The sequence below is a fragment of the Nocardia carnea genome, assembly GCF_029868855.1.
In the GTDB taxonomy this organism is placed as follows: Bacteria; Actinomycetota; Actinomycetes; order Mycobacteriales; family Mycobacteriaceae; genus Nocardia; species Nocardia carnea_A.
The window spans coordinates 12297-31122 of record NZ_JARWOV010000180.1; the positions used below are offsets into that span (position 1 = coordinate 12297).

Annotated in this window: 20 protein-coding genes; 13 read left to right on the forward strand and 7 right to left on the reverse strand. The window is 65.8% G+C overall.

What is annotated here, in order from left to right:
- Positions 1-5: 5 nt before the first annotated feature.
- Positions 6-194, reverse strand: a complete 189-nt coding sequence (locus tag QH195_RS16215; protein WP_068045459.1) for a ferredoxin — start codon at positions 192-194, stop codon at positions 6-8.
- Between the two features lie 224 nt (positions 195-418).
- Here QH195_RS16215 and QH195_RS16220 point away from each other — a divergent pair, with 224 nt between their 5' ends.
- A complete protein-coding gene (locus tag QH195_RS16220) occupies positions 419-1612 on the forward strand; it encodes an acyl-CoA dehydrogenase family protein (protein ID WP_280435985.1) in 1194 nt (397 codons plus the stop codon).
- A gap of 34 nt (positions 1613-1646) precedes the next feature.
- Positions 1647-2753, forward strand: a complete 1107-nt coding sequence (locus tag QH195_RS16225; protein ID WP_280435986.1) for an acyl-CoA dehydrogenase family protein — start codon at positions 1647-1649, stop codon at positions 2751-2753.
- Positions 2754-3100: 347 nt separating this feature from the next.
- Here QH195_RS16225 and QH195_RS16230 read toward each other — a convergent pair whose 3' ends face one another.
- On the reverse strand, positions 3101-3928 hold the full coding sequence (locus QH195_RS16230; RefSeq protein WP_280435987.1) for an SDR family NAD(P)-dependent oxidoreductase: 828 nt from the start codon (positions 3926-3928) through the stop codon (positions 3101-3103).
- 72 nt (positions 3929-4000) lie between these two features.
- Here QH195_RS16230 and QH195_RS16235 point away from each other — a divergent pair, with 72 nt between their 5' ends.
- The 3 genes from QH195_RS16235 (at position 4001) to QH195_RS16245 (ending at position 5269) form a co-directional block, all read left to right on the forward strand.
- Positions 4001-4444, forward strand: a complete 444-nt coding sequence (locus QH195_RS16235; RefSeq protein ID WP_280435988.1) for a winged helix-turn-helix transcriptional regulator — start codon at positions 4001-4003, stop codon at positions 4442-4444.
- 158 nt (positions 4445-4602) lie between these two features.
- Positions 4603-4842: an AbrB/MazE/SpoVT family DNA-binding domain-containing protein gene (locus QH195_RS16240; protein WP_280435989.1), complete on the forward strand. Its 240-nt coding sequence runs from the start codon at positions 4603-4605 to the stop codon at positions 4840-4842.
- Entirely contained in the window at positions 4832-5269 is a 438-nt protein-coding gene (locus tag QH195_RS16245) for a type II toxin-antitoxin system VapC family toxin (protein WP_280435990.1), read from the forward strand. The genes QH195_RS16240 and QH195_RS16245 overlap by 11 nt, the downstream gene beginning before the upstream one ends.
- Before the next feature lie 227 nt (positions 5270-5496).
- On the opposite strand, the gene QH195_RS16250 is transcribed toward QH195_RS16245, so the two are convergent.
- On the reverse strand, positions 5497-7143 hold the full coding sequence (locus QH195_RS16250; RefSeq protein WP_280420916.1) for an acyl-CoA synthetase: 1647 nt from the start codon (positions 7141-7143) through the stop codon (positions 5497-5499).
- A gap of 62 nt (positions 7144-7205) precedes the next feature.
- On the opposite strand from QH195_RS16250, the gene QH195_RS16255 reads away from it, so the two are divergent.
- Positions 7206-7988 (forward strand): crotonase/enoyl-CoA hydratase family protein, encoded by a 783-nt coding sequence (locus QH195_RS16255; protein ID WP_280420917.1) that lies wholly within the window; start codon positions 7206-7208, stop codon positions 7986-7988.
- 114 nt (positions 7989-8102) lie between these two features.
- Here the strand turns inward: QH195_RS16255 and QH195_RS16260 are convergent, their stop codons facing one another.
- A complete protein-coding gene (locus QH195_RS16260) occupies positions 8103-8522 on the reverse strand; it encodes a VOC family protein (protein ID WP_280421819.1) in 420 nt (139 codons plus the stop codon).
- Between the two features lie 256 nt (positions 8523-8778).
- Between QH195_RS16260 and QH195_RS16265 the strand changes: the two genes are divergently transcribed.
- Positions 8779-9783, forward strand: a complete 1005-nt coding sequence (locus QH195_RS16265; RefSeq protein ID WP_280421818.1) for a sigma-70 family RNA polymerase sigma factor — start codon at positions 8779-8781, stop codon at positions 9781-9783.
- Positions 9784-9922: 139 nt separating this feature from the next.
- Here the strand turns inward: QH195_RS16265 and QH195_RS16270 are convergent, their stop codons facing one another.
- Together QH195_RS16270 and QH195_RS16275 are read right to left on the reverse strand one after the other, a co-directional pair.
- Positions 9923-10531, reverse strand: coding sequence for a TetR/AcrR family transcriptional regulator (locus tag QH195_RS16270; protein WP_280435991.1), 609 nt, complete (start codon positions 10529-10531; stop codon positions 9923-9925).
- Between the two features lie 38 nt (positions 10532-10569).
- Entirely contained in the window at positions 10570-12048 is a 1479-nt protein-coding gene (locus tag QH195_RS16275) for a hypothetical protein (RefSeq protein WP_280435992.1), read from the reverse strand.
- 278 nt (positions 12049-12326) lie between these two features.
- Between QH195_RS16275 and QH195_RS16280 the strand changes: the two genes are divergently transcribed.
- Complete coding sequence (locus QH195_RS16280; RefSeq protein ID WP_280435993.1) at positions 12327-12722, forward strand: DUF4143 domain-containing protein; 396 nt, start codon at positions 12327-12329, stop codon at positions 12720-12722.
- Between the two features lie 88 nt (positions 12723-12810).
- On the opposite strand, the gene QH195_RS16285 is transcribed toward QH195_RS16280, so the two are convergent.
- The gene (locus QH195_RS16285) at positions 12811-13851 is read right to left on the reverse strand and encodes an LLM class F420-dependent oxidoreductase (protein ID WP_280435994.1); all 1041 of its coding nucleotides are present in this window, start codon (positions 13849-13851) and stop codon (positions 12811-12813) included.
- A gap of 61 nt (positions 13852-13912) precedes the next feature.
- Between QH195_RS16285 and QH195_RS16290 the strand changes: the two genes are divergently transcribed.
- The 5 genes from QH195_RS16290 to QH195_RS16310 are packed head-to-tail and all read left to right on the forward strand — an operon-like array spanning position 13913 to position 18500.
- Positions 13913-14926, forward strand: coding sequence for a Zn-ribbon domain-containing OB-fold protein (locus QH195_RS16290; protein WP_432278269.1), 1014 nt, complete (start codon positions 13913-13915; stop codon positions 14924-14926).
- Between the two features lie 13 nt (positions 14927-14939).
- Positions 14940-16007, forward strand: a complete 1068-nt coding sequence (locus QH195_RS16295; protein WP_280421814.1) for a thiolase domain-containing protein — start codon at positions 14940-14942, stop codon at positions 16005-16007.
- Positions 16004-17170: a thiolase domain-containing protein gene (locus QH195_RS16300; protein WP_280421813.1), complete on the forward strand. Its 1167-nt coding sequence runs from the start codon at positions 16004-16006 to the stop codon at positions 17168-17170. The genes QH195_RS16295 and QH195_RS16300 overlap by 4 nt, the downstream gene beginning before the upstream one ends.
- 2 nt (positions 17171-17172) lie before the next feature.
- Complete coding sequence (locus QH195_RS16305) at positions 17173-18048, forward strand: TIGR03619 family F420-dependent LLM class oxidoreductase (RefSeq protein WP_280435997.1); 876 nt, start codon at positions 17173-17175, stop codon at positions 18046-18048.
- A gap of 35 nt (positions 18049-18083) precedes the next feature.
- Complete coding sequence (locus tag QH195_RS16310; protein WP_280421812.1) at positions 18084-18500, forward strand: nuclear transport factor 2 family protein; 417 nt, start codon at positions 18084-18086, stop codon at positions 18498-18500.
- Positions 18501-18826 lie beyond the last annotated feature (326 nt).

Here is an 18826-nt window from a genome sequence, read left to right on the forward strand (position 1 = left end):
CAGATTCACAGCAAACGCAAAGCCGCTTTCGGGCATTGCGCGACCGCATCCGCAACCGCCGACTCCTGTTCGGGCGCCACCTCGCCCTCGGCGACGTGCAGCATGTCCTCGTCGTCGAGTTCAAACACGTCGGGAGCGATTCCCGCACAGATTCCGTTTGCTTCGCACTGATCGAAGTCAACGCTGACCTTCATCGAAACTCCTTTTCCCGCCCAATGGCGCAAGCCTAACAAGCGAGGTTCGCGCGGGCGGGCTACATGGGCTGATTACCTTTCAATACTGGAACATGTTTCAGTGCATATGCAATGATCGGAGCCAGGTATCGGAGATCCATTCCGCGCTCCACGAGGGTGAGCGCGGCACGATCCCACGTCCAGGACCGTCTCCAACCCGCAGAACGAAGGCTCGAGGTACCGCCATGCGCATTGCGTATACCCCGGAACACGAACAGCTACGCGCCGAGTTGCGCGCCTACTTCGCGCGTCTGATCACCCCGGAACGGCGGGCTGCCCTCAGCGCGCAGACCGGCGAATACGGACAGGGCAACGTGTACCGCGAGGTCGTCGCCGAAATGGGCCGCGACGGCTGGCTCGCGCTGGGCTGGCCCGAGGAGTACGGCGGCCAGAACCGGCCCATGCTGGACCAGCTGATCTTCACCGACGAAGCCGCCATCGCCGGCGCACCGGTACCGTTCCTGACCATCAACTCGGTCGCGCCGACGATCATGCACTACGGCAGCGCGGAACAGAAGAAATTCTTCCTCCCCAAGATCGCGGCCGGTGAACTGCACTTCGCCATCGGCTACTCCGAACCAGGCGCCGGCACCGACCTGGCCTCGCTGCGCACGACCGCCGTCCGAGACGGCGACGACTATGTGATCAACGGCCAGAAGATGTGGACCAGTCTCATCGCCTACGCCGACTACGTCTGGCTGGCCGTGCGTACCGACCCCACCGCGAAGAAGCACAAGGGCATCAGCATGCTGATCGTGCCCACCACCGCCGATGGCTTCTCCTGGACCCCGGTGCACACCATGGCCGGTCCCGATACCAGCGCCACTTACTACCAGGATGTGCGCGTCCCGGTGACCTCCCTGGTCGGCCCGGAGAACGGCGGCTGGCCGCTGGTCACCAACCAGCTGAACCACGAACGGGTCGCGCTGACCTCCGCCGCGGCCCTGCAACTGGCCCTGGCACAGACGACGGCATGGGCGAAGGAGACGAAGGCAGCCGACGGATCGCGGGTGTTCGACCGCGAATGGGTCCAGCTGAACCTGGCCCGGGTACATGCCAAGGTCGAATACCTCAAACTCATGAACTGGGAGATCGCCAGCCGGGCCGATGCCGGTGGCGACGCCGCACCCCGGCCGTGGGACGCCTCGGCCTGCAAGGTGTACGGCACCGAACTGTCGACCGAGGCCTACCGGCTGCTCATGGAGGTGCTCGGCCCACAGGCGTCGCTGCGCCAGGACTCCCCCGGTTCGGTATTGCGCGGCCGGTTGGAGCGGATGCATCGCGCCGCCCTCATCCTCACCTTCGGCGGCGGCACCAACGAGGTACAGCGCGACATCATCGCCATGACCGCGCTGAAACAGCCCGCCTCCGCCCGCTGACCTCTCGCCCGATTCCAGAAGTAGGTAGTTCACCATGGATTTCACTCCCACCGAAGCCCAGCTGGACCTGGCCCGGCTCACCGGCGAGGTCTGCGAGAAACTGGTCACCGCCGACCGGCTGCGCGAACTGGACGGCGGTACCGCCAAATTCGACGAATCGCTGTGGAAATCGCTCGCCGAGACCGGTGTACTGGCGGCCGCACTGCCCGAGGAAATCGGCGGCAGTGGTTTCGGCACGCTGGAACAGACCGCGATCCTGCGCGAACTCGGCAAAGCCGTGGCAGCCGTCCCCTACCTGTGGTCGATCGTTCTCGGCGCGGGCGCGCTGGCCCGGTTCGGGTCCGCGCAGCAGCGTGAACTCGCCGCCGCGGCCGCCGCCGGTACGTCGATTCTCACCTTCGCCGTGGCCGAGGAACACAACTGGGATCCGGCCCGGCCCACCACCACGGCCGTCGAATCCGGCGGCAACTGGCAGGTGAGCGGCGCCAAGACCACCGTCCCCGTGGCCGATCGCGCCGCGCGGATCCTCGTGCCTGCCTCGGTGGCGGGTCAACCGGCCGTTTTCCTGGTCGATCCCGCCCATGAATCCGTCACCGTGACCGAGCAGCAGGTCACCGACCGCAGTGCGGAATCGCTGGTCGAATTCGCGTCCGCCCCCGCCGAACTCCTCGGCACTGTGGCCGACGGCGCCGAGATCCTGGCCTGGCTGCTCGACCGGGCCTGGCTCGGCCTGGCCGCCCAGCAGCTCGGTACCCTCGAACGCTCCTTGGAACTGGTCGCCGACTACGCCCGCGAACGCGAACAGTTCGGCCGTGCCATCGGCAGCTTCCAGGCCGTGGCTCAGCGCCTGTCCGACGGTTACATCAGTGTTCAGGGCCTGCGCCTCACCACCACCCAGGCCGCCTGGCAGCTCAGCGAAGACCTCGACGCCACGGGCGCTATCCACACTGCGAAGTTCTGGGCGGCCGAGGCCGGTCACCAGGTGGCGCACACTCTGGTCCACGTGCACGGCGGGGTCGGGATCGACCGCGACCACATCGTGCACAACTACTTCACGGCCGCCACACGCAACGAGTTCGCCCTCGGTGGGGCAACGAACCACCTTCTTTCCCTGGCTCAGTTCGTTCCCGAATCCGCTTAGAGTCCGCGAGTTGGTCAGTGGAGTTGCCGCTGACCAGCTCGGAGTATCCCGATGGGCCGGCGGCGCGGACCTGCTTTTCAATGGCGCGCTCGGTGTTCAGCGAAGGCGCGACCATCGAGCTCCGGCTTCCTTGCGGCACCGTACTCGCACCAGGCGGAGTCGGGTCGCGATCAGTATCGGCGAGCACAAGCGTCCCGGCTGTGCCGCGAGCAGCCGGACCGCCGCCCGAGTCCCGCGCGACGCCACGAGCGTGTCGGGAACGGGCTGCACCCGGCCACGCCACGGGCGGCGCTCCGAAGGGGACGGTTCGCGGATTCCGTGATTACCCGAGGCGTCCGACACTTCCTTCACGCCTGCGCTACGAGCAGATCTTCGGTGAGCCGGGAAAGGCGGTCGGCTGCACCCGGGTCGAGGGTGGGCAGCGACAGATCCAGGTTGCGGCCTCGGTCTATTGCGCGGAGCGGCACCGCGGCCGGAGTATCGACGAAATCGTGAATCAGCCGGATCGCGCTGGACACGGGCCGGGCCACGAGCGCCGCGAGCGTTCTGATGGCCGTCCGGGCGACGGGATTCAGGGGTGAGAGGTCACCGCTGCGGGTGAATCCTGGGTGATAGAGGACGTACCCGATCTTCCCGCCGAATTGCCGGGCGAATGAAACCCCCAGCAGATCGTTGGCCCGGCCGGCCTGCAATTGGGCGCGGACCACGCTGTACCCGTGCGTGAGATGCGGATCGTCCCAGTTCACCGCCCCTTTCCGGGTACCCACTCCGGCAATGTTCACAATCACCGGCTGCGCACTTCGCTCCAGCAGCGGAACCAAGCCGTACGAGAACAGGTACCGGCTCAGGTAGTACAGCGCGAAGGTGCGCTCGAATCCCTCCTCGGTCTGGATGCGCTTCGGTGAGGTCCGGTTCGCGAACAGCAGCAGTGCATCGACCTTCTCGTAGGCCGACTCTATTTCGGTGACGATCCTCCGCGTCTCCGCCACCGAACTCAGATCTGCCCGCAGAAAGCGCGCACGGTCCGCATCGGGCCCGGCGGCAGTCAGCAACGAAACGCCCTTGGCCGGGTTGCTACCGATCGCCACTACCCGATCGCCCCGGGCGAGCCGCTCCAGCGCGAACGCGCGCCCCATACCATCGGTACCACCACTGATAACAACGGTTCTCGTCATCGCACCTCCATCGGTCCATCTGTCGATCCCCATCCTCGACAACGGCTACCGACCCCGGAAGAAGGCACTTCTATGTTCCCCACCCCAGCGCAGGCCCCCTCCTTCGCCGCGGCGGAACTCCCCGCGACCGTCCCCAGCGCCGACTATCAGGCCTGCCCGGTCACCGATATCGTCCGAATCCTCGGCGACAAGTGGGCCCTGCTGGTGCTCGCCCTACTGGCCCGCCGCCCCTACCACTACAACGAACTGCACCGCTCGATCGAAGGCATCAGCCGCCGCATGCTGACCCGAACCCTGCGCTCCCTGGAGGCGGACGGCCTCGTCGACCGGAAGGTTCACCCGGCGGTCCCACCCACGGTCCGGTACAGCCTCACCTCGCTGGGCGAAACGCTCCTCGCTCCCCTCTCGGCCATCGCCGACTGGGCAGTGAATCATGCAGGCGATATCGCCGCCGCCCGACTGGCCCACACCCGAACGGCCGATGCGACCACGGAGGAAACGCCGATGGCCAGGTAGGCGAATTGTCGCAGCGATTCGCCCACCGGCACGGCACACTGCTCGACAGGCCTGCCGACTGAGCGCGGCGCGGATCCGCTACCTGACCATATTGCTGCCGATGACACCGCGCGTACTATTACGTAGTACACGTAATACGTATGGATGGGAGGCGCGCGGTGATACTCAACAGCAAAGGACAGGTCACCATCCCCTCGGCGCTACGCGCGAAATTCAATCTGCGCGAAGGAGACGACGTGGAGGTGGTCGAGGTCGATGGCGTACTTCGGATCGTCCGCAGCGATAACGCCCCCACCCGCGGCCGGCGACTGGTCGATCGAATGCGAGGCACTGCCGACAGCAAAGAGATCGAGGGTATGAGCACCGACGAGATCATGGAACTGCTTCGTGGTGACTAACCTGCGCCCGATCGGTGGCCCGACGACGCTGGTCGATTCCTGCGTACTGCTGGACGTCCTGACCGACGACAAGAACTGGGCGCAGTGGTCGGCCGACAGGCTGACCGATGCCGTCGACTTCGGCCGTGTGGTGATCAATCCGATTGTGTACGCCGAAGTATCGGTCGGTTATGACACAGTCGAGATGCTGGACAGTCTGCTGCCTGCCGACGACTTCATCCGGGAACCACTGCCCTTCCGGGCCGGATTCTTGGCCGGTAAGGCCTATCAACGCTATCGCCGAAACGACGGCACGAAACGCTCACCCATGCCCGACTTCTATATCGGCGCGCATGCGGCAGTAGCCGGATACCGGCTGTTGACGAGGGATGAGCAGCGCTTCAAGGGATACTTCCCCACCGTGGATCTGATCGTTCCCACTCGGTGAGTGAAGTAAAGGCTGTGTTCAGGTGAGTCTCCGATTCAGTTCGGCGCTCGCCGCGAGGACGTGATCGGCGGCCAGGTCGAACAATCGAGAATTCTCATCGGCCTGCTCGGCACGATCGCCGTCGGCGAATTGCTCCATATCCGTCCTCGGGCTCTGGGTTGCTGAGGCCCCAGCGTATGAACGACTCGGGACCGCCGACGTTCCGGCAGCCCCGAGTCGAGCCGCGGTTACGACGAACTACCCGCCTGGGAGTGCTCGTCGGCATCACGTTCCTCGGTATATGCCTTCGCCCACTTGTAGTCGGGTTTACCGGCCGGGGACCGCTTGATCTCGTCGACGAACCACAGGCTCCGGGGCATCTTGTAGGAGGAGATTTCCTGGGTCAGTATGGGACGCAACTCCTCGATGGTGGGGCGTTTGTCGCCGCGGCACTGCACCACAGCCGCCACCCGCTGACCCCAGCGTTCGTCGGGAACTCCGACCACCAGCGCGTCGAAGATCTCGGGGTGGCATTTCAGGGCGCCCTCGACCTCTTCGGGGTAGATCTTCTCGCCGCCGCTGTTGATGCTCACCGATCCGCGGCCCAGCATCGTGACGGAGCCGTCCTCCTCCACCCGCGCGTAGTCGCCGGGAATGGAGTACCGGACGCCGTTGAATTCCTTGAACGTCGCCGCGGTTTTCACCGGGTCGTTGTAGTACCCGACCGGAATATGTCCCTTACGGGCCAGCAGGCCGACCTGTCCGGAGCCGGGCGCCACCGGGTTGCCGTCGTCGTCGATCACCGCGGTGGACGCATCGATCTTCACCCGCGGCCCACCGGTGTGGGTGGCGCCCTTGGCCGCGATGGAGATACCACCGAATCCGGTTTCCGACGAGCCGATCGAATCGGTGATGACCGTATTCGGGAGCAGCTCGATATACCGGTCCTTGAGCGACGGTGAGAACAGTGCCGCGCTGCTCGCCATGGCCCACAGATTGGCGTGCTGGTAGGGCTCACCGGTTTCCGGATGGCCGGCCTCGAGCGCGTCCAGCATCGGCCGGGCCATGGCGTCGCCGGTTATGAAGATCATGTTGATCCCGTGCGTGTCGACGGCCTGCCAGACGGTGTGGGCGTCGAATTCGGGGATCATGATGGTCTTACCGCCGTCGAACAGACCGTGGAAGACGGCTGTCTGCGAACCGCCGTGGATCAGCGGCGGAATCGGGTACCGCACCATCTGGCCGCCGGCCGCGCCGTTCTTGGCCTGCTGCCATTCGTCCTGTACGTATTCGCCGGTCATGAAGTTGATGCCGCCGCCGAGTACGCGCCACCAGTCCTCGTGCCGCCACATGACACCCTTGGGCATCCCGGTGGTGCCGCCGGTGTAGAGCATGAAGATGTCATCGCTGGAGCGATCGCCGAAATCGCGTTCACCGGACGATTCCGCCAGCGCCGCTTCGTAATCCACCGACCCCTCGGCGGTGGGGGCATCGGTACCGTCGTCGACCACGAGCACGGTCTTCAACTGCTGCACCTTCGACCGGACATTGGTCACCTTGTCGGTGTAGCGGCGCTCGTGGATCAGCGCCACCATGTCCGAATTTTCGAAGATGTACTGCAACTCGTTCTCGACATAGCGGAAGTTGACGTTGACCATCACTGCCCGCGCTTTGAAGATCGCCAGCATCGACTCGACGGCCTCGATGGTGTTCCGCGAGTAGATACCGACCTTGTCGCCCGGCTGTACACCGTGTTCCAGCAGGTAGTGCGCCAGCCGGTTGGCACGGTCCTCCAGTTGGGCAAAGGTTTCCGAGCGGTGGTCGTCAGCCAGCGCAACCCGGTCCGGCACGAGATCGATTGTGTGTTCGACGAGGTCGGCTATGTTGTACGTCACAAGGTCAAAAATAGAACGTGTTACTGTTTCTGGCAAGGGTCCGAGTAACAGGAGAAACAACGATGCCTCAATGCCTCGTCGAGAAGCGCGGCCACGTCCTCATCGTCACCATGAACCGCCCCGAGGCCCGCAATGCGCTCTCGGGCGAAATGATGGCGATCATGCGCGACGCCTGGGATCAGGTGGACAACGATCCGGAGATCCGGGTCGCGATCCTGACCGGCGCCGGCGGCGCGTTCTGCGCGGGCGCCGACCTCAAAGGTATGACCCAGCAGCACCCCGGGGACTCGTTTGCCGGAGGCGGCTGGGATCTGTCCAAGATCGAGGCACTGCTCAAGGGCCGCCGCCTGACCAAACCGCTCATCGCGGCTGTCGAGGGGGCTGCCATTGCCGGCGGTACCGAGATCCTGCAGGGCACCGATATCCGGGTCGCCGGCGAGAGCGCCAAGTTCGGTGTCTCCGAGGCGCGCTGGGGCCTGTTCCCGCTGGGCGGCTCCGCGGTCCGGCTGGTTCGCCAGGTTCCGTACACGGTGGCCGCGGATATTCTGCTGACCGGTCGCCACCTCAGCGCCGCCGAGGCCAAGGAGATCGGACTCATCGGCCATGTGGTCCCGGACGGCCAGGCGCTGGACAAGGCCCTCGAACTGGCCGATCTGATCGCGGCCAACGGCCCGCTCGCGGTGCAGGCGATCCTGCAGACCATCCGCGATACCGAATGCATGCCCGAGGAAGAGGCGTTCCAGATCGACGCCAAGCTCGGCATGGCGGTCTTCCAGTCCGCGGACGCGAAGGAAGGCCCGAAGGCCTTCAAGGAGAAGCGCAAGCCCACCTTCAGCGGAAAGTAAGATGGCCGGCTCGTGGCGGATCAGGACGCCACAGCCGTAGCACCGGTAGACCCACGTGATACCGAACGCCCCGGTCGATACATATCGACCGGGGCGTTCGGTATGTGCTCGCCGCTACTCGGCGCCGGGGTAGTTCATGTAGAACGGCTCCCACTGATGGCCGTCCGGGTCCAGGAAGGTGCGGCCGTGCATCCCGACCTGCGCTTCTTGCGCCTGCTTATCGGTGTTGACCTCTTCGGTACCGCCCGCGGCGACGGCCGCATCGGTGAGCCGGTCCACCTCGTCGGCGCTGCCGAGCGACAGGGCGTAGGCGGCTCCGGTAGCGGCCTTGGTATCGGCGATCGGACGCTTGCTGAAAACCCCGAAATGCTCGTGGGTGAGCAGCATCAGGCAGATGTTGTCATCGACCACGATGCAGGCGGCATTCTCGTCGGTGAAATCGTCGTTCACCTTCCAGCCCAGCGATTCGTAGAAATTCTTCGAACGCCCCAGATCGGTGACGGGTAGGTTCACGAAAATCATCTTGCTGCTCACGGTTTCGGTCCTTTCGAAGCGGTGGTCTGGTCTCGCGCCGGCTCATGGGTAGAGACGGCGACCGCTTCGGAAACTCATCGGCGGCACCGGAAACTTTCCGGCGCGGGCTCCCGTGCGGGGCCATCCACACTCGACAGCCGGGAAACCGGCGGCGCGCATGTGGCCGTTGTGCCTGCCGTGGCTGTTGTGGCGCACCTGTGAACAGGCTTTTTCATCCCCTGTTCACATGTCGGGGGCCTGTGCCAGAGTGACACCCATGAGCGAGCAGACCGGCACGATCGACGCCGACGTACTGAGATCCTTCGAATCACATCGGCGCGAGCTCTGCGCCTACGCCTACCGCATGCTGGGTTCGTCCTTCGAGGCCGAGGATGCCGTCCAGGACGCGTTCACCCGCGCCTGGAAGTCCTACGCCTCCTTCGAGGGCCGGTCCAGTCTGCGTTCCTGGCTCTACAAGATCACCACCAATATCTGCCTGGATATGCTAGACGGGCCACAGCGCCGGGCCCGGCCGATGGATCTGTCGAGTCCCGGCACCCCCGATCACCCGCTCGGCCCGCCCAAACCGGATTACGTCTGGGTCGAACCCATCCCGAACTCGCTCGCCTTCGGATCGGATCCGGCCGAACACGTCAGCGCCAAGGACAGTCTGCGCCTCGCCTTCGTCGCCGCCTGTCAGCATCTGCCCGCCACCCAGCGCGCCATCCTGATCATGCGCGAGGTGCTGCGCTTCTCGGCCAACGAAACCGCCGAGGCGCTCACCATGAGCACCGCGTCGGTGAACAGCGCTCTCCAGCGGGCCCGGGCCACGATGAGCAAGGTGAAACCGGCCGAAACCGACAGCTACGACGAATCCGATACCGACCAGCGCAAACTGATCGACGATTTCGTCACCGCCTTCGAGTCCTACGATATGGACGCGCTCACCACACTGCTGAAAACCGATGTGGCGCTGTCCATGCCGCCGTTCGACCTCTGGGTCTCCGGCCCGGAGAACGTGGCAGCCTTCATGCTCGGCACCGGCGCGGCCTGCCGCAATTCCCGGCTGGTACCGCTCACCGGGGCCAACGGCCATCCGGCCTTCGGCCACTACAAGCCGAGCGGCGAGCCCGGCCGCTGGGTGCCGTGGTCGATCACGGTGCTGGAAATGCAGGACGGCGTGATCGCCGGCCTGAATTTCTTCCTGGATACCGAGCGGCTGTTCCCGCTGTTCGATCTGCCGCCGGAATGGACCGAAGAACCGGCGGGCACACCGGCCTGATCCCCACATGGCCGGGAAGCGCACAATTACCGGCCACGCGCAACGCGGAACTGGGGCGAGACCGCGAGCCGACACCGTGACAGGACCGGCTCTCGAGCCGAACGACCGTTTGCCGGATGTGCCGGTTGCCGGCCCGCGCTCAGCGCAACGGCGCCGGTCGGTCCCTACGGTCGACCGCGGGAAGGATCACCTGGTCGACGATATCGACCAACGTGCTGTCACCGGGAAGAGAGCCGGCATCCAACAAGTACTTCAGGACGAGCGCCTCGCCGATATCGAGCACCACGGGGGTGATCACCGCCGGGTCTATCCGGCCGGATTCGGCGAAGTGCTGTAGCACCACTGTGGTGAATCGCCCGCCCTTCGGCTCGAACACATCGCGGTACACGGCCTCCGCCAGCTCCGGATACCGGGCCCGCTCGGTCAGGATCATGCCGGTTACCTGTGCAGTGGGGGTGGCCATCCAGGCGACCATCAGCCGGAGCGCCTCGATGAGGTCGCGGCGCAGGTCGCCGGTGAGCACAGGTTCCGCGTTGTCCTGGGGGAACCCGCCGCGCGCGGCGTCCAGCAGCACCGCCTGCGGATTGTCCCAGCGCCGGTACAGCGAGGTTTTCGCGATACCGGCGCGCTGTGCGATACCGTCCATGGTCAGCTTGCCCATACCCACGTCGACGACTTCCTCGACGACGGCCGCATGGACGGCCGCCACCACTTCGGCATCGGTTCGGCGGCCGGGTTTTGCGGGCATCCGACCCTCCGATATCGCACAGGACTGTCCTGGGCAGACTAGTCCGCACCGGCTCCCACGAAGGCGACTGCCGTCCCGAACGGCCCCAATTCCACCACTCCGTCCTCCACCGGCCGGGTGATCGCCGGACCGGCTCCGGTGGTTGTGTCGATCGTGTGGATATACCGCACCGGATCGGTGACCTGCACACGCACCGTTTCCGGATACTTGTTGACGAGCAGGATCTTGCGCTGCCCCTCCGGGGAGACGAAGGCCTGGCTGTGGAGCCTGGTCGCCAGCATGGGAGGCAGGGCGGCATTCGGGTGCAGGGTGTCACCCGGGCCGAAGTTGTCGAGCAGGAGTTTCAGAACTCGGTACCGTGCGTTGGGTTCGCCCGTTTCCCAGTCCAGCAGCGAGACGCCGTGGTTCATCCCGGGGTAATCGATGAATTCGGCCACCCCCACGAGGTCGATACCCAGAGCCGTCAGGCGAGACCAGAGATAGGCGACCACCGCGCCGCTGAGCGCCCAGTACTCCGCCGGTGTATCGGGCGCCGGGTTCATGACATCCGGTGCGAACGTGCCCAATTCGTTGATATGAGTTTCGGTATCCGGCGAAAGCCGCTGCTTGATGGATTCGATCAGCTGCACTTGGCGGAGAAAACCATCGGCCTGGGCGAAGAGCTTGCCGTACCAGGTGTCGAAAGGCGCGTTGCCTTCGAGACCGAATGGATTCAAGATATCGGGCACCGCGTAGAAGTGGTAGGAAATGGCATCCAGCGGAATTCCGTCGCGGTGGTTGGCCGGATCGAGGAAGTGCCAGAAGTATTCCGGGTCCAGGTCCACGAGACTGAGCGAGAGTCCGATGAATTTCATCTTCGGATCGAGGGCACGCAGGCGTTCGACAACCGCATCGTAGAGCCGGGTGTAGACCTGCGGGGAGAGCTGATGGCCCATATCGGGTTCGCACAGCACCTCCCAGTAGGCGAACCGGTGGTTACGACCGGATACATGCCGTATATCGAACTGGTCGACGAATCCGCCGTCGATGTACCAACGGCCGATCCGCTCGAAATGCTCGGCTACTTCCACGAGGGTGGGATCGCGGAACTCCGTGCCCTGCTCGTATTCCCAGTTGGTCGCAGCGGGATCTTCTTCGGGGACTACCGGTTCCGGTGTCTCGAACATCCAGGTGGGGATGGTCGCGAAATTCGCGACGACCGGCCGACCGGCGGTGGCTTCCAGGAAGTCGTCGACGAATTCGTCGAGCCGACCGAAATCCCAGGACGTTCTGCCGTCCCGGGGCGGGTCGAGTTCGGGCACCGACAGTCGCGGCGAGGACCACCAGGGCAGGAACCGGGCGTAGTCGACGCCGAGTGCGCGCAGCGCCTCGAACGCTTTGTCATGGATCGGTGAACTGCGCTGCAGTGGGGGCGCTGTCCAGAGGTGCGTGGTCAAGGTGGTGCGCGAGGTGGCGGCCAGGGTGGACCAGTCGACCACGATGGGCATGATTTCGGTGCGGGGCTGGGGTTGGGTCATGCGGGGAGCCTCTTTCCGGGCTATTAGAAACGCAAGCGTAGCTACGCTAACATAGCTATTTGAAGGTAGCTACCAAGCTTGCGCTGCTCGCGAGCCGGGTCGGCAACCTACTCGCCCCGGCGATGCTGGCCGGGCAATCGGACCTTTCGCGGAGCACAGTGGTGCGGTATATCGAGTGCTGCAATCGGTTTTCCTGACCAAGAGCCTTCCAGCGTGGTCATCGGGGCCCACGTTCCGGGCAATCGGTACCCCTGAATTGGCGTTCGTCGATTCCGGAATTGCCGCCCATTTCCTCGGACAGGACGCCGCACGGATGGACGAACCCGGCGGGGCCCGCCGGTCCGCTGCTGGAGAATTTCGGGGCGATGGAGCTGGCGCGCCAGCTGTCCTGGTCGGAGCAACGAACACGGATGTACCACTACCGCACCAAGGACCAGGTCGAAGTCGATGTGGTCCTGGAAACCCCAGACGGCCGTGTTGTCGGCGTGGAGGTCAAGGCAGGAGCAACGGTACGAACCGAGCACCTCACGGGCCTCCGCAATCCGGAAAAGAGACTCGGGGACAAGTTCGTCGCGGGATACGTGCTGTATACCGGCGGCCAGACCTTGTCCTTCGGACCGAAGCTGCGTGCGGTCCCGATGGATGCGCTGTGGCGACTCGCACCGGACCGGTGAGCACCGGCCGTGACGGCACGCGGCGCGGACATCCGCGTCCAGGGCGAGTCGCCGGCGGCGGTCGGTCCGCCGGATTTCTGAAACAGGTTCAGTCGGCGGCGACCAGCGGCGCCAACCGCTTCAGTTGCTCCACATCGGGCACCGAGACCAACAGCATGGTCACACCCGCCGCTTCCCAGACGCCGATCTGCTCGCGGACTTGCGCCTCGTTGCCGATGATCGCCGTCTCCAGCACCAGTTCGTCGGGGACAGCGGCGGCCGCCTCGGCTTTCTTGCCTGCCTGGAACAAGGTGCCGATCTCGTCGACCTCTTTCTCGTACCCCATCCTGCGGTACACCTGGGCGTGGAAGTTGAGTTCCGGTGCACCCATGCCGCCGATGTAGAGCGAGGTGATCCAGCGCATCCGTTCGATCTCGGCGGCGACATCGTCGGTGATGATCACCTGGGCGGTGGCGGCGATCTCGAAATCGTCCCGCGAACGCCGGGCACCCGGCCGCGCGAAGCCCTCGTCGAGCCATTCGTTGTAGACGCCGGCCATCCTCGGCGTGTAGTAGATCGCGAGCCAGCCGTCAGCGATCTCCGCGGTGAGCGCCACATTCTTCGGCCCTTCGGCGCCGAGCCAGATCGGCAGGTCCGCACGTAGCGGGTGGGTTATCGGCTTCAAAGGCTTTCCCAGACCGGTGGCGCCGGGTCCGGTGTAGGGCAGCGAGTAGTTCGGACCGGCGTTGGTTACCGGGGCCTCGCGGGCCAGCACCTTGCGCACGATATCGACGTACTCCCGGGTGCGCTGCAACGGTTTGGCAAACGGCTGCCCGTACCAGCCCTCCACCACCTGCGGACCGGAGACACCGAGCCCGAGAATCGCCCGGCCGCCGCTGAGATGGTCGAGAGTCAGCGCGTGCATGGCGGTCGCCGTGGGGGTGCGCGCGGACAACTGCACCACCGAGGTACCCAGCCGCACCCGCTCGGTCGCCGAACCCCACCAGGCCAGCGGGGTGAAGGCGTCCGAACCCCAGGATTCGGCGGCGAACACCGCGTCGAAACCGGCTTCCTCCGCGGCCACCACCACTTCCGCGGCGTGCTGCGGCGGCGCCGCGCCCCAATATCCGAGCTGCAATCCGAACTTCACAACCGACCCCTTTCCGGCCTACTGCTTGCCAGCAGAATAAGAACCTGTTCTACTCGATATCGTGACTCAGGGGAATACTGCACCCACGGTAATTACGCAGGAACGCCCGCCGGGACTGAAACCGAGCGATGTGCTCAGTGCGCCCCTGCGGATGGAGTTCGACTACACGCGTTCCGTGGGACCGATCATCGGCAAGTTCCTTACCGGCCTGCGCGAACGACGCGTCTTCGGTATCCGAGGTTCGGACGGCCGGGTGCTCGTGCCACCGGCCGAATTCGACCCGGTGACCGCGGACCCGCTGTCGGAATTCGTGGAGGTCGCCGCCACCGGCACCGTCAAGTCCTGGACCTGGGTCCGCGACCCGCTGCCGGGCCAGCCCTTCGACCGCCCGTTCGCCTACGCGCTGATCCAGCTCGACGGCGCCGATACCGCGCTGCTGCATGCGGTGGATGTGCAGAGCCCGGAGCAGATCAGCACCGGCATGCGGGTGACCGCTCGCTGGGCCGGCGAGCTCACCGGCACCATCCACGACATCGTCTGCTTCGAACCCGGTGACGCCCCGACGGCGGAGCCGGCTCCGGCCTCGGACGCCGAACCGGTCACCATGATCACCACCCCGATCGGGATGGACTACAAGCACACCGCCTCCCCCGAGGAGACCGAGTTCCTGCGCGGCCTGAAGGAAGGCAAGCTGATCGGCGGCCGAGCCGACGCGAACAGCAAGGTGTACTTCCCTCCGCGGGGTGTGGATCCGGTCGACGGACGATCCACCGCGGACATGGTGGAACTCGCCGAGACCGGCACCGTCACCACGTTCTGCATCGTGAATGTGCCGTTCCTGGGCCAGCGGATCAAACCGCCGTATGTCGCGGCGTATGTGCTCCTCGACGGCGCGGATATCCCCTTCCTGCACCTGGTTCTCGGTTGCGAGGCCAGTGAGGTGCGGATGGGTATGCGGGTCAAGGTGGTCTGGAAGCCGCGCGAGGAATGGGGCCACACCATGGCCAATATCGACCATTTCGAGCCGACCGGCGAGCCGGATGCCGACTACGACACCTACAAGCATCACCTGTGAGAGGGCTCCCCGCGTGACCATCACCGAGCGTTCCATCGACAACGCCACCGAGATCGCCGTCGTCGGCTTCGCGCACGCACCGCATGTGCCGGAGACCTACGGCACCACCAACGGCGTGGAGATGCTGGTGCCCTGTTTCCAGCAGCTCTACGACCAGCTGGGCATCACCAAATCCGATATCGGCTTCTGGTGCTCCGGATCGTCGGACTACCTGGCCGGCCGGTCCTTCTCGTTCATCTCCGCGATCGACTCGATCGGCGCCGTCCCGCCGATCAACGAGTCCCATGTGGAAATGGACGCCGCCTGGGCCCTGTACGAGGCGTGGGTGAAAATCCGCTCCGGTCAGGTCGAGACGGCTCTCGTCTACGGCTTCGGAAAATCCTCGGCGAGCACGCTGCGCCAGGTGCTCACCACCCAGCTCGACCCCTACCTGGTCGCTCCGCTGTGGCCGGATTCGCTGGCCGTCGCCGGGTTGCAGGCCCGGGCCGGGCTGGATGCCGGACGCTGGACCGAACGCGATATGGCTGCGGCCTCGGCCGCCCATACCGTCGACGGTAAATCGGTCGACGAACTGCTGGCCGCGCCCTACGTCGCCGACCCGTTGCGGGAACACGACTGTGCGCCCATCACCGACGGCGCCGCCGCGATCGTGCTCGCCGCCGGCGACCGCGCCCGCGAACTGTGCGAACGTCCGGCGTGGATCACCGGGATGGCACACCGGATCGATTCCAGCGTGCTGGGCGCCCGCGATCTGACCGTCTCCGCCTCGGCGGCCGCCGCCGGACAGGCGGTGACCAACGGTGACACCAGCGGTATCGACGTCGCCGAACTGCACGCACCCTTCAGCCACCAGCAGCTCATCCTCACCGAGGCGCTCGGGCTGAAACCGGAGACCAAGGTCAATCCGACCGGCGGCGCGCTGGCCGCCAACCCCATGTTCGCCACCGGGCTGGAACGGATCGGCTACGCCGCCCTGCCCATCATGGCGGGCACCGCCGAACGCACGCTGGCCCATGCCACCAGCGGCCCGGCCCTGCAACAGAACCTTGTGACAGTCCTGGATTCGGAGGCCCGCCGATGAGTTTCCCCGCCGCGGTGCTGGGCACCGGACAGACCCACCACGTCGCCAAACGCAGCGATGTCTCGATGGCCGGGATGTGCCGGGAGGCAATCGATCGGGCATTGGCCGATGCCGACCTGACCATGGCCGATATCGACGCCATCGTGATCGGCAAGGCCCCGGACATGTTCGAGGGCATGATGATGCCCGAACTGTATCTGGCGGATGCGCTGGGTGCGCCCGGCAAGCCGCTGCTGCGCGTGCACACCGCCGGTTCGGTCGGCGGCTCCACGGCGTGTGTGGCCGCCAATATGGTGCAGGGTGGTGTGCACGAGAAGGTGCTCGCCATCGCCTGGGAGAAGCAGTCGGAATCGAATGCCATGTGGGCATTGTCGATTCCGGTGCCCTTCACCATGCCGGTGGGCGCGGGTGCGGGTGGCTACTTCGCGCCCCACGTGCGGTCGTATATCCGCCGGTCGAATGCGCCGCTGCACGTGGGCGCGATGGTTGCCGCGAAGGATCGCCGCAACGGAGCCAAGAACCCGCACGCCCATCTCAAACAGGGTGACAAGACCATGGAAGAGGTTCTCGCCTCGCAGGTGCTGTGGGACCCCATCCGGTTCGACGAAACCTGCCCCTCCTCCGACGGCGCCTGCGCCGTGGTGATCGGCGGCGAGGAATCGGCCGCCGCGATGGAGGCGTCCGGTAAGAAGGTCGGCTGGATCCACGCCACCGCCATGCGCACCGAACCGCTGGCCTACGCCGGCCGCGACCAGGTGAACCCGCAGGCCGGGCAGGAAGCCGCCAAAGCGCTCTGGGCGCAGGCCGGGATCACCGACCCGCTCGCCGAGATCGATGCCGCCGAAATCTATGTGCCCTTCTCCTGGTTCGAGCCGATGTGGCTGGAGAACCTCGGTTTCGCCGCCCCCGGTGACGGCTGGAAACTCACCGACAAAGGGGAAACCGAGATCGGCGGCACGCTGCCGGTGAACCCGTCGGGCGGGGTGCTCTCCTCCAACCCGATCGGCGCCTCCGGCATGATCCGCTTCGCCGAGGCCGCCAAACAGGTGATGGGCCGGGCCGGGGACTATCAGGTCGAGAACGCCCGCAAGGCGATGGGCCACGCCTACGGCGGTGGCTCGCAGTACTTCTCGATGTGGGTCGTGGGGTCGGAACGCCGATGACGCTGAAGTTCAGCCTCGGGGTCGCGCTGAGCCCGCTGGAACAGCTGCCCGAACTGGCGAGAACGGCCGAGGAGGTCGGGTTCAGCTCGATCGCGCTGCCGGATTCGCTGTTCTATATGAAGTCGCAGGCGGCGAAGTACCCGTACACCCCGGACGGCAGCCGGTTCTGGGGCCCGGACACTCCGTGGGTGGATCCGCTGATCGCCGCGACCGCCATGGCCGCGGTGACCACCCGGCTCCGCTTCTACACCAATGTGCTCAAACTGGGTTCCCGGAATCCGCTGCTGCTGGCCCGGCAGGTCGGCTCGGTGGCGAACCTGTCCGGTAACCGGTTCGGGTTCGGTGTGGGAATCGGCTGGGCACCGGAGGAATTCGAATGGTGCGGGGTGCCGTATGCGCGCCGCGGCGCCCGGGTCGACGAGATGATCGAGGTCATCAAGAAGGTCCTCGCCGGCGGCATGGTCGAGTACCACGGTGAGTTCTTCGATTTCGACGAACTGCAGATGAGCCCGGCGCCGAGCGAACCGGTTCCGTTCTATATCGGCGGCCATACCGAGGTGGCACTGCGCCGCGCGGCCCGGGTGGGTGACGGCTGGACGTCGGCGATGATGAAATTCGCCGATCTGCAGACCACCATCGCCCGGCTCGGTGAACTACGCGCCGAATACGACCGCGCCGATGTGCCGTTCGAGATCCAGGCGGTCTGCGTGGACAAGTTCGGCCGCGACGGCTACCAGGAGCAGTACGACGCCGGTGTCACCGACGCGATCGTGATCCCCTGGCTGGCGGCCGGTATCGGGTTCGACGGGGATATCGAGGCGAAGAAGGACGCGCTGCGCACATTCGCCGAAGAGAACATCCGGAACCCGATCACCTGACCGGTGGCGACACCACAGCTTGTCGAGAGGAAATCATGAGCAGCGACGAACATCCCGCACGCGCGGCCGGTCTGGCCTCGCAGGCCGCCGTCCGCGCGCGGGACAAGGACGCCTGGCTCGCGCTGTTCGCGCCGGACGGGATCGTGGAGGATCCGATCGGACCCTCCGGTTTCGACCCCGAGGGCAAAGGACACCGCGGGCCGGAGGCGATTTCGGCTTTCTGGGACAAGGCGATCGCGGGAACCGATTCGATCGAGTTCCTGTTCGGCGATTCTTTCGCCTGCGGCGCGGAGGTCGCGTTCACCGGCACGATCCGCAGCAGCATCGGCGGGCACCGCATCGACGCCGAAGGTGTTTTCACCTACAAGGTGGACGATTCCGGGAAGATTCTGGCTCTGCGCGCGTTCTGGGAAGTAGATCGCGCGATGGCCACGGCCACCCCGATCGGCTGATCGGCTCGCGGGCTGCCCCTCACGGCCCGCCTGCCGATCGGCTTCTCCACCGGACCGGCCCCGCACTCCTCGGAAGTGCGGGGCCGTTTCGTGTTCACCCACCGAATGCCGGCGACTGGTCAACGATCCATCTGGACCGACCGACGCCGTTTGGAACACTCCCGGCCCCTTGCAAAGCTTAGGGCCCCCCCCCCCAGGGTGGGGGGGGGGGCAATGGTGGCCCCCCCCCCCCCCCCCCCCCCCCCCGCCCCACCCAAAAAGGGGTGAGGCCGCCCACCCCCCCCCCCCCCCGCCCCCGCGCCCCGCCCACACACCCACCGGGGACG

Coding starts and splice junctions, on each gene's coding strand:
- QH195_RS16310 (WP_280421812.1), top strand. CDS start 18,084: ATGAGCAGCGACGAACATCCCGCACGCGCGGCCGGTCTGGCCTCGCAG.
- QH195_RS16255 (WP_280420917.1), top strand. CDS start 7,206: ATGCCTCAATGCCTCGTCGAGAAGCGCGGCCACGTCCTCATCGTCACC.
- QH195_RS16235 (WP_280435988.1), top strand. CDS start 4,001: ATGTTCCCCACCCCAGCGCAGGCCCCCTCCTTCGCCGCGGCGGAACTC.
- QH195_RS16265 (WP_280421818.1), top strand. CDS start 8,779: ATGAGCGAGCAGACCGGCACGATCGACGCCGACGTACTGAGATCCTTC.
- QH195_RS16220 (WP_280435985.1), top strand. CDS start 419: ATGCGCATTGCGTATACCCCGGAACACGAACAGCTACGCGCCGAGTTG.
- QH195_RS16230 (WP_280435987.1), bottom strand. CDS start 3,928: ATGACGAGAACCGTTGTTATCAGTGGTGGTACCGATGGTATGGGGCGC.
- QH195_RS16215 (WP_068045459.1), bottom strand. CDS start 194: ATGAAGGTCAGCGTTGACTTCGATCAGTGCGAAGCAAACGGAATCTGT.
- QH195_RS16225 (WP_280435986.1), top strand. CDS start 1,647: ATGGATTTCACTCCCACCGAAGCCCAGCTGGACCTGGCCCGGCTCACC.
- QH195_RS16300 (WP_280421813.1), top strand. CDS start 16,004: ATGAGTTTCCCCGCCGCGGTGCTGGGCACCGGACAGACCCACCACGTC.
- QH195_RS16275 (WP_280435992.1), bottom strand. CDS start 12,048: ATGACCCAACCCCAGCCCCGCACCGAAATCATGCCCATCGTGGTCGAC.
- QH195_RS16270 (WP_280435991.1), bottom strand. CDS start 10,531: ATGCCCGCAAAACCCGGCCGCCGAACCGATGCCGAAGTGGTGGCGGCC.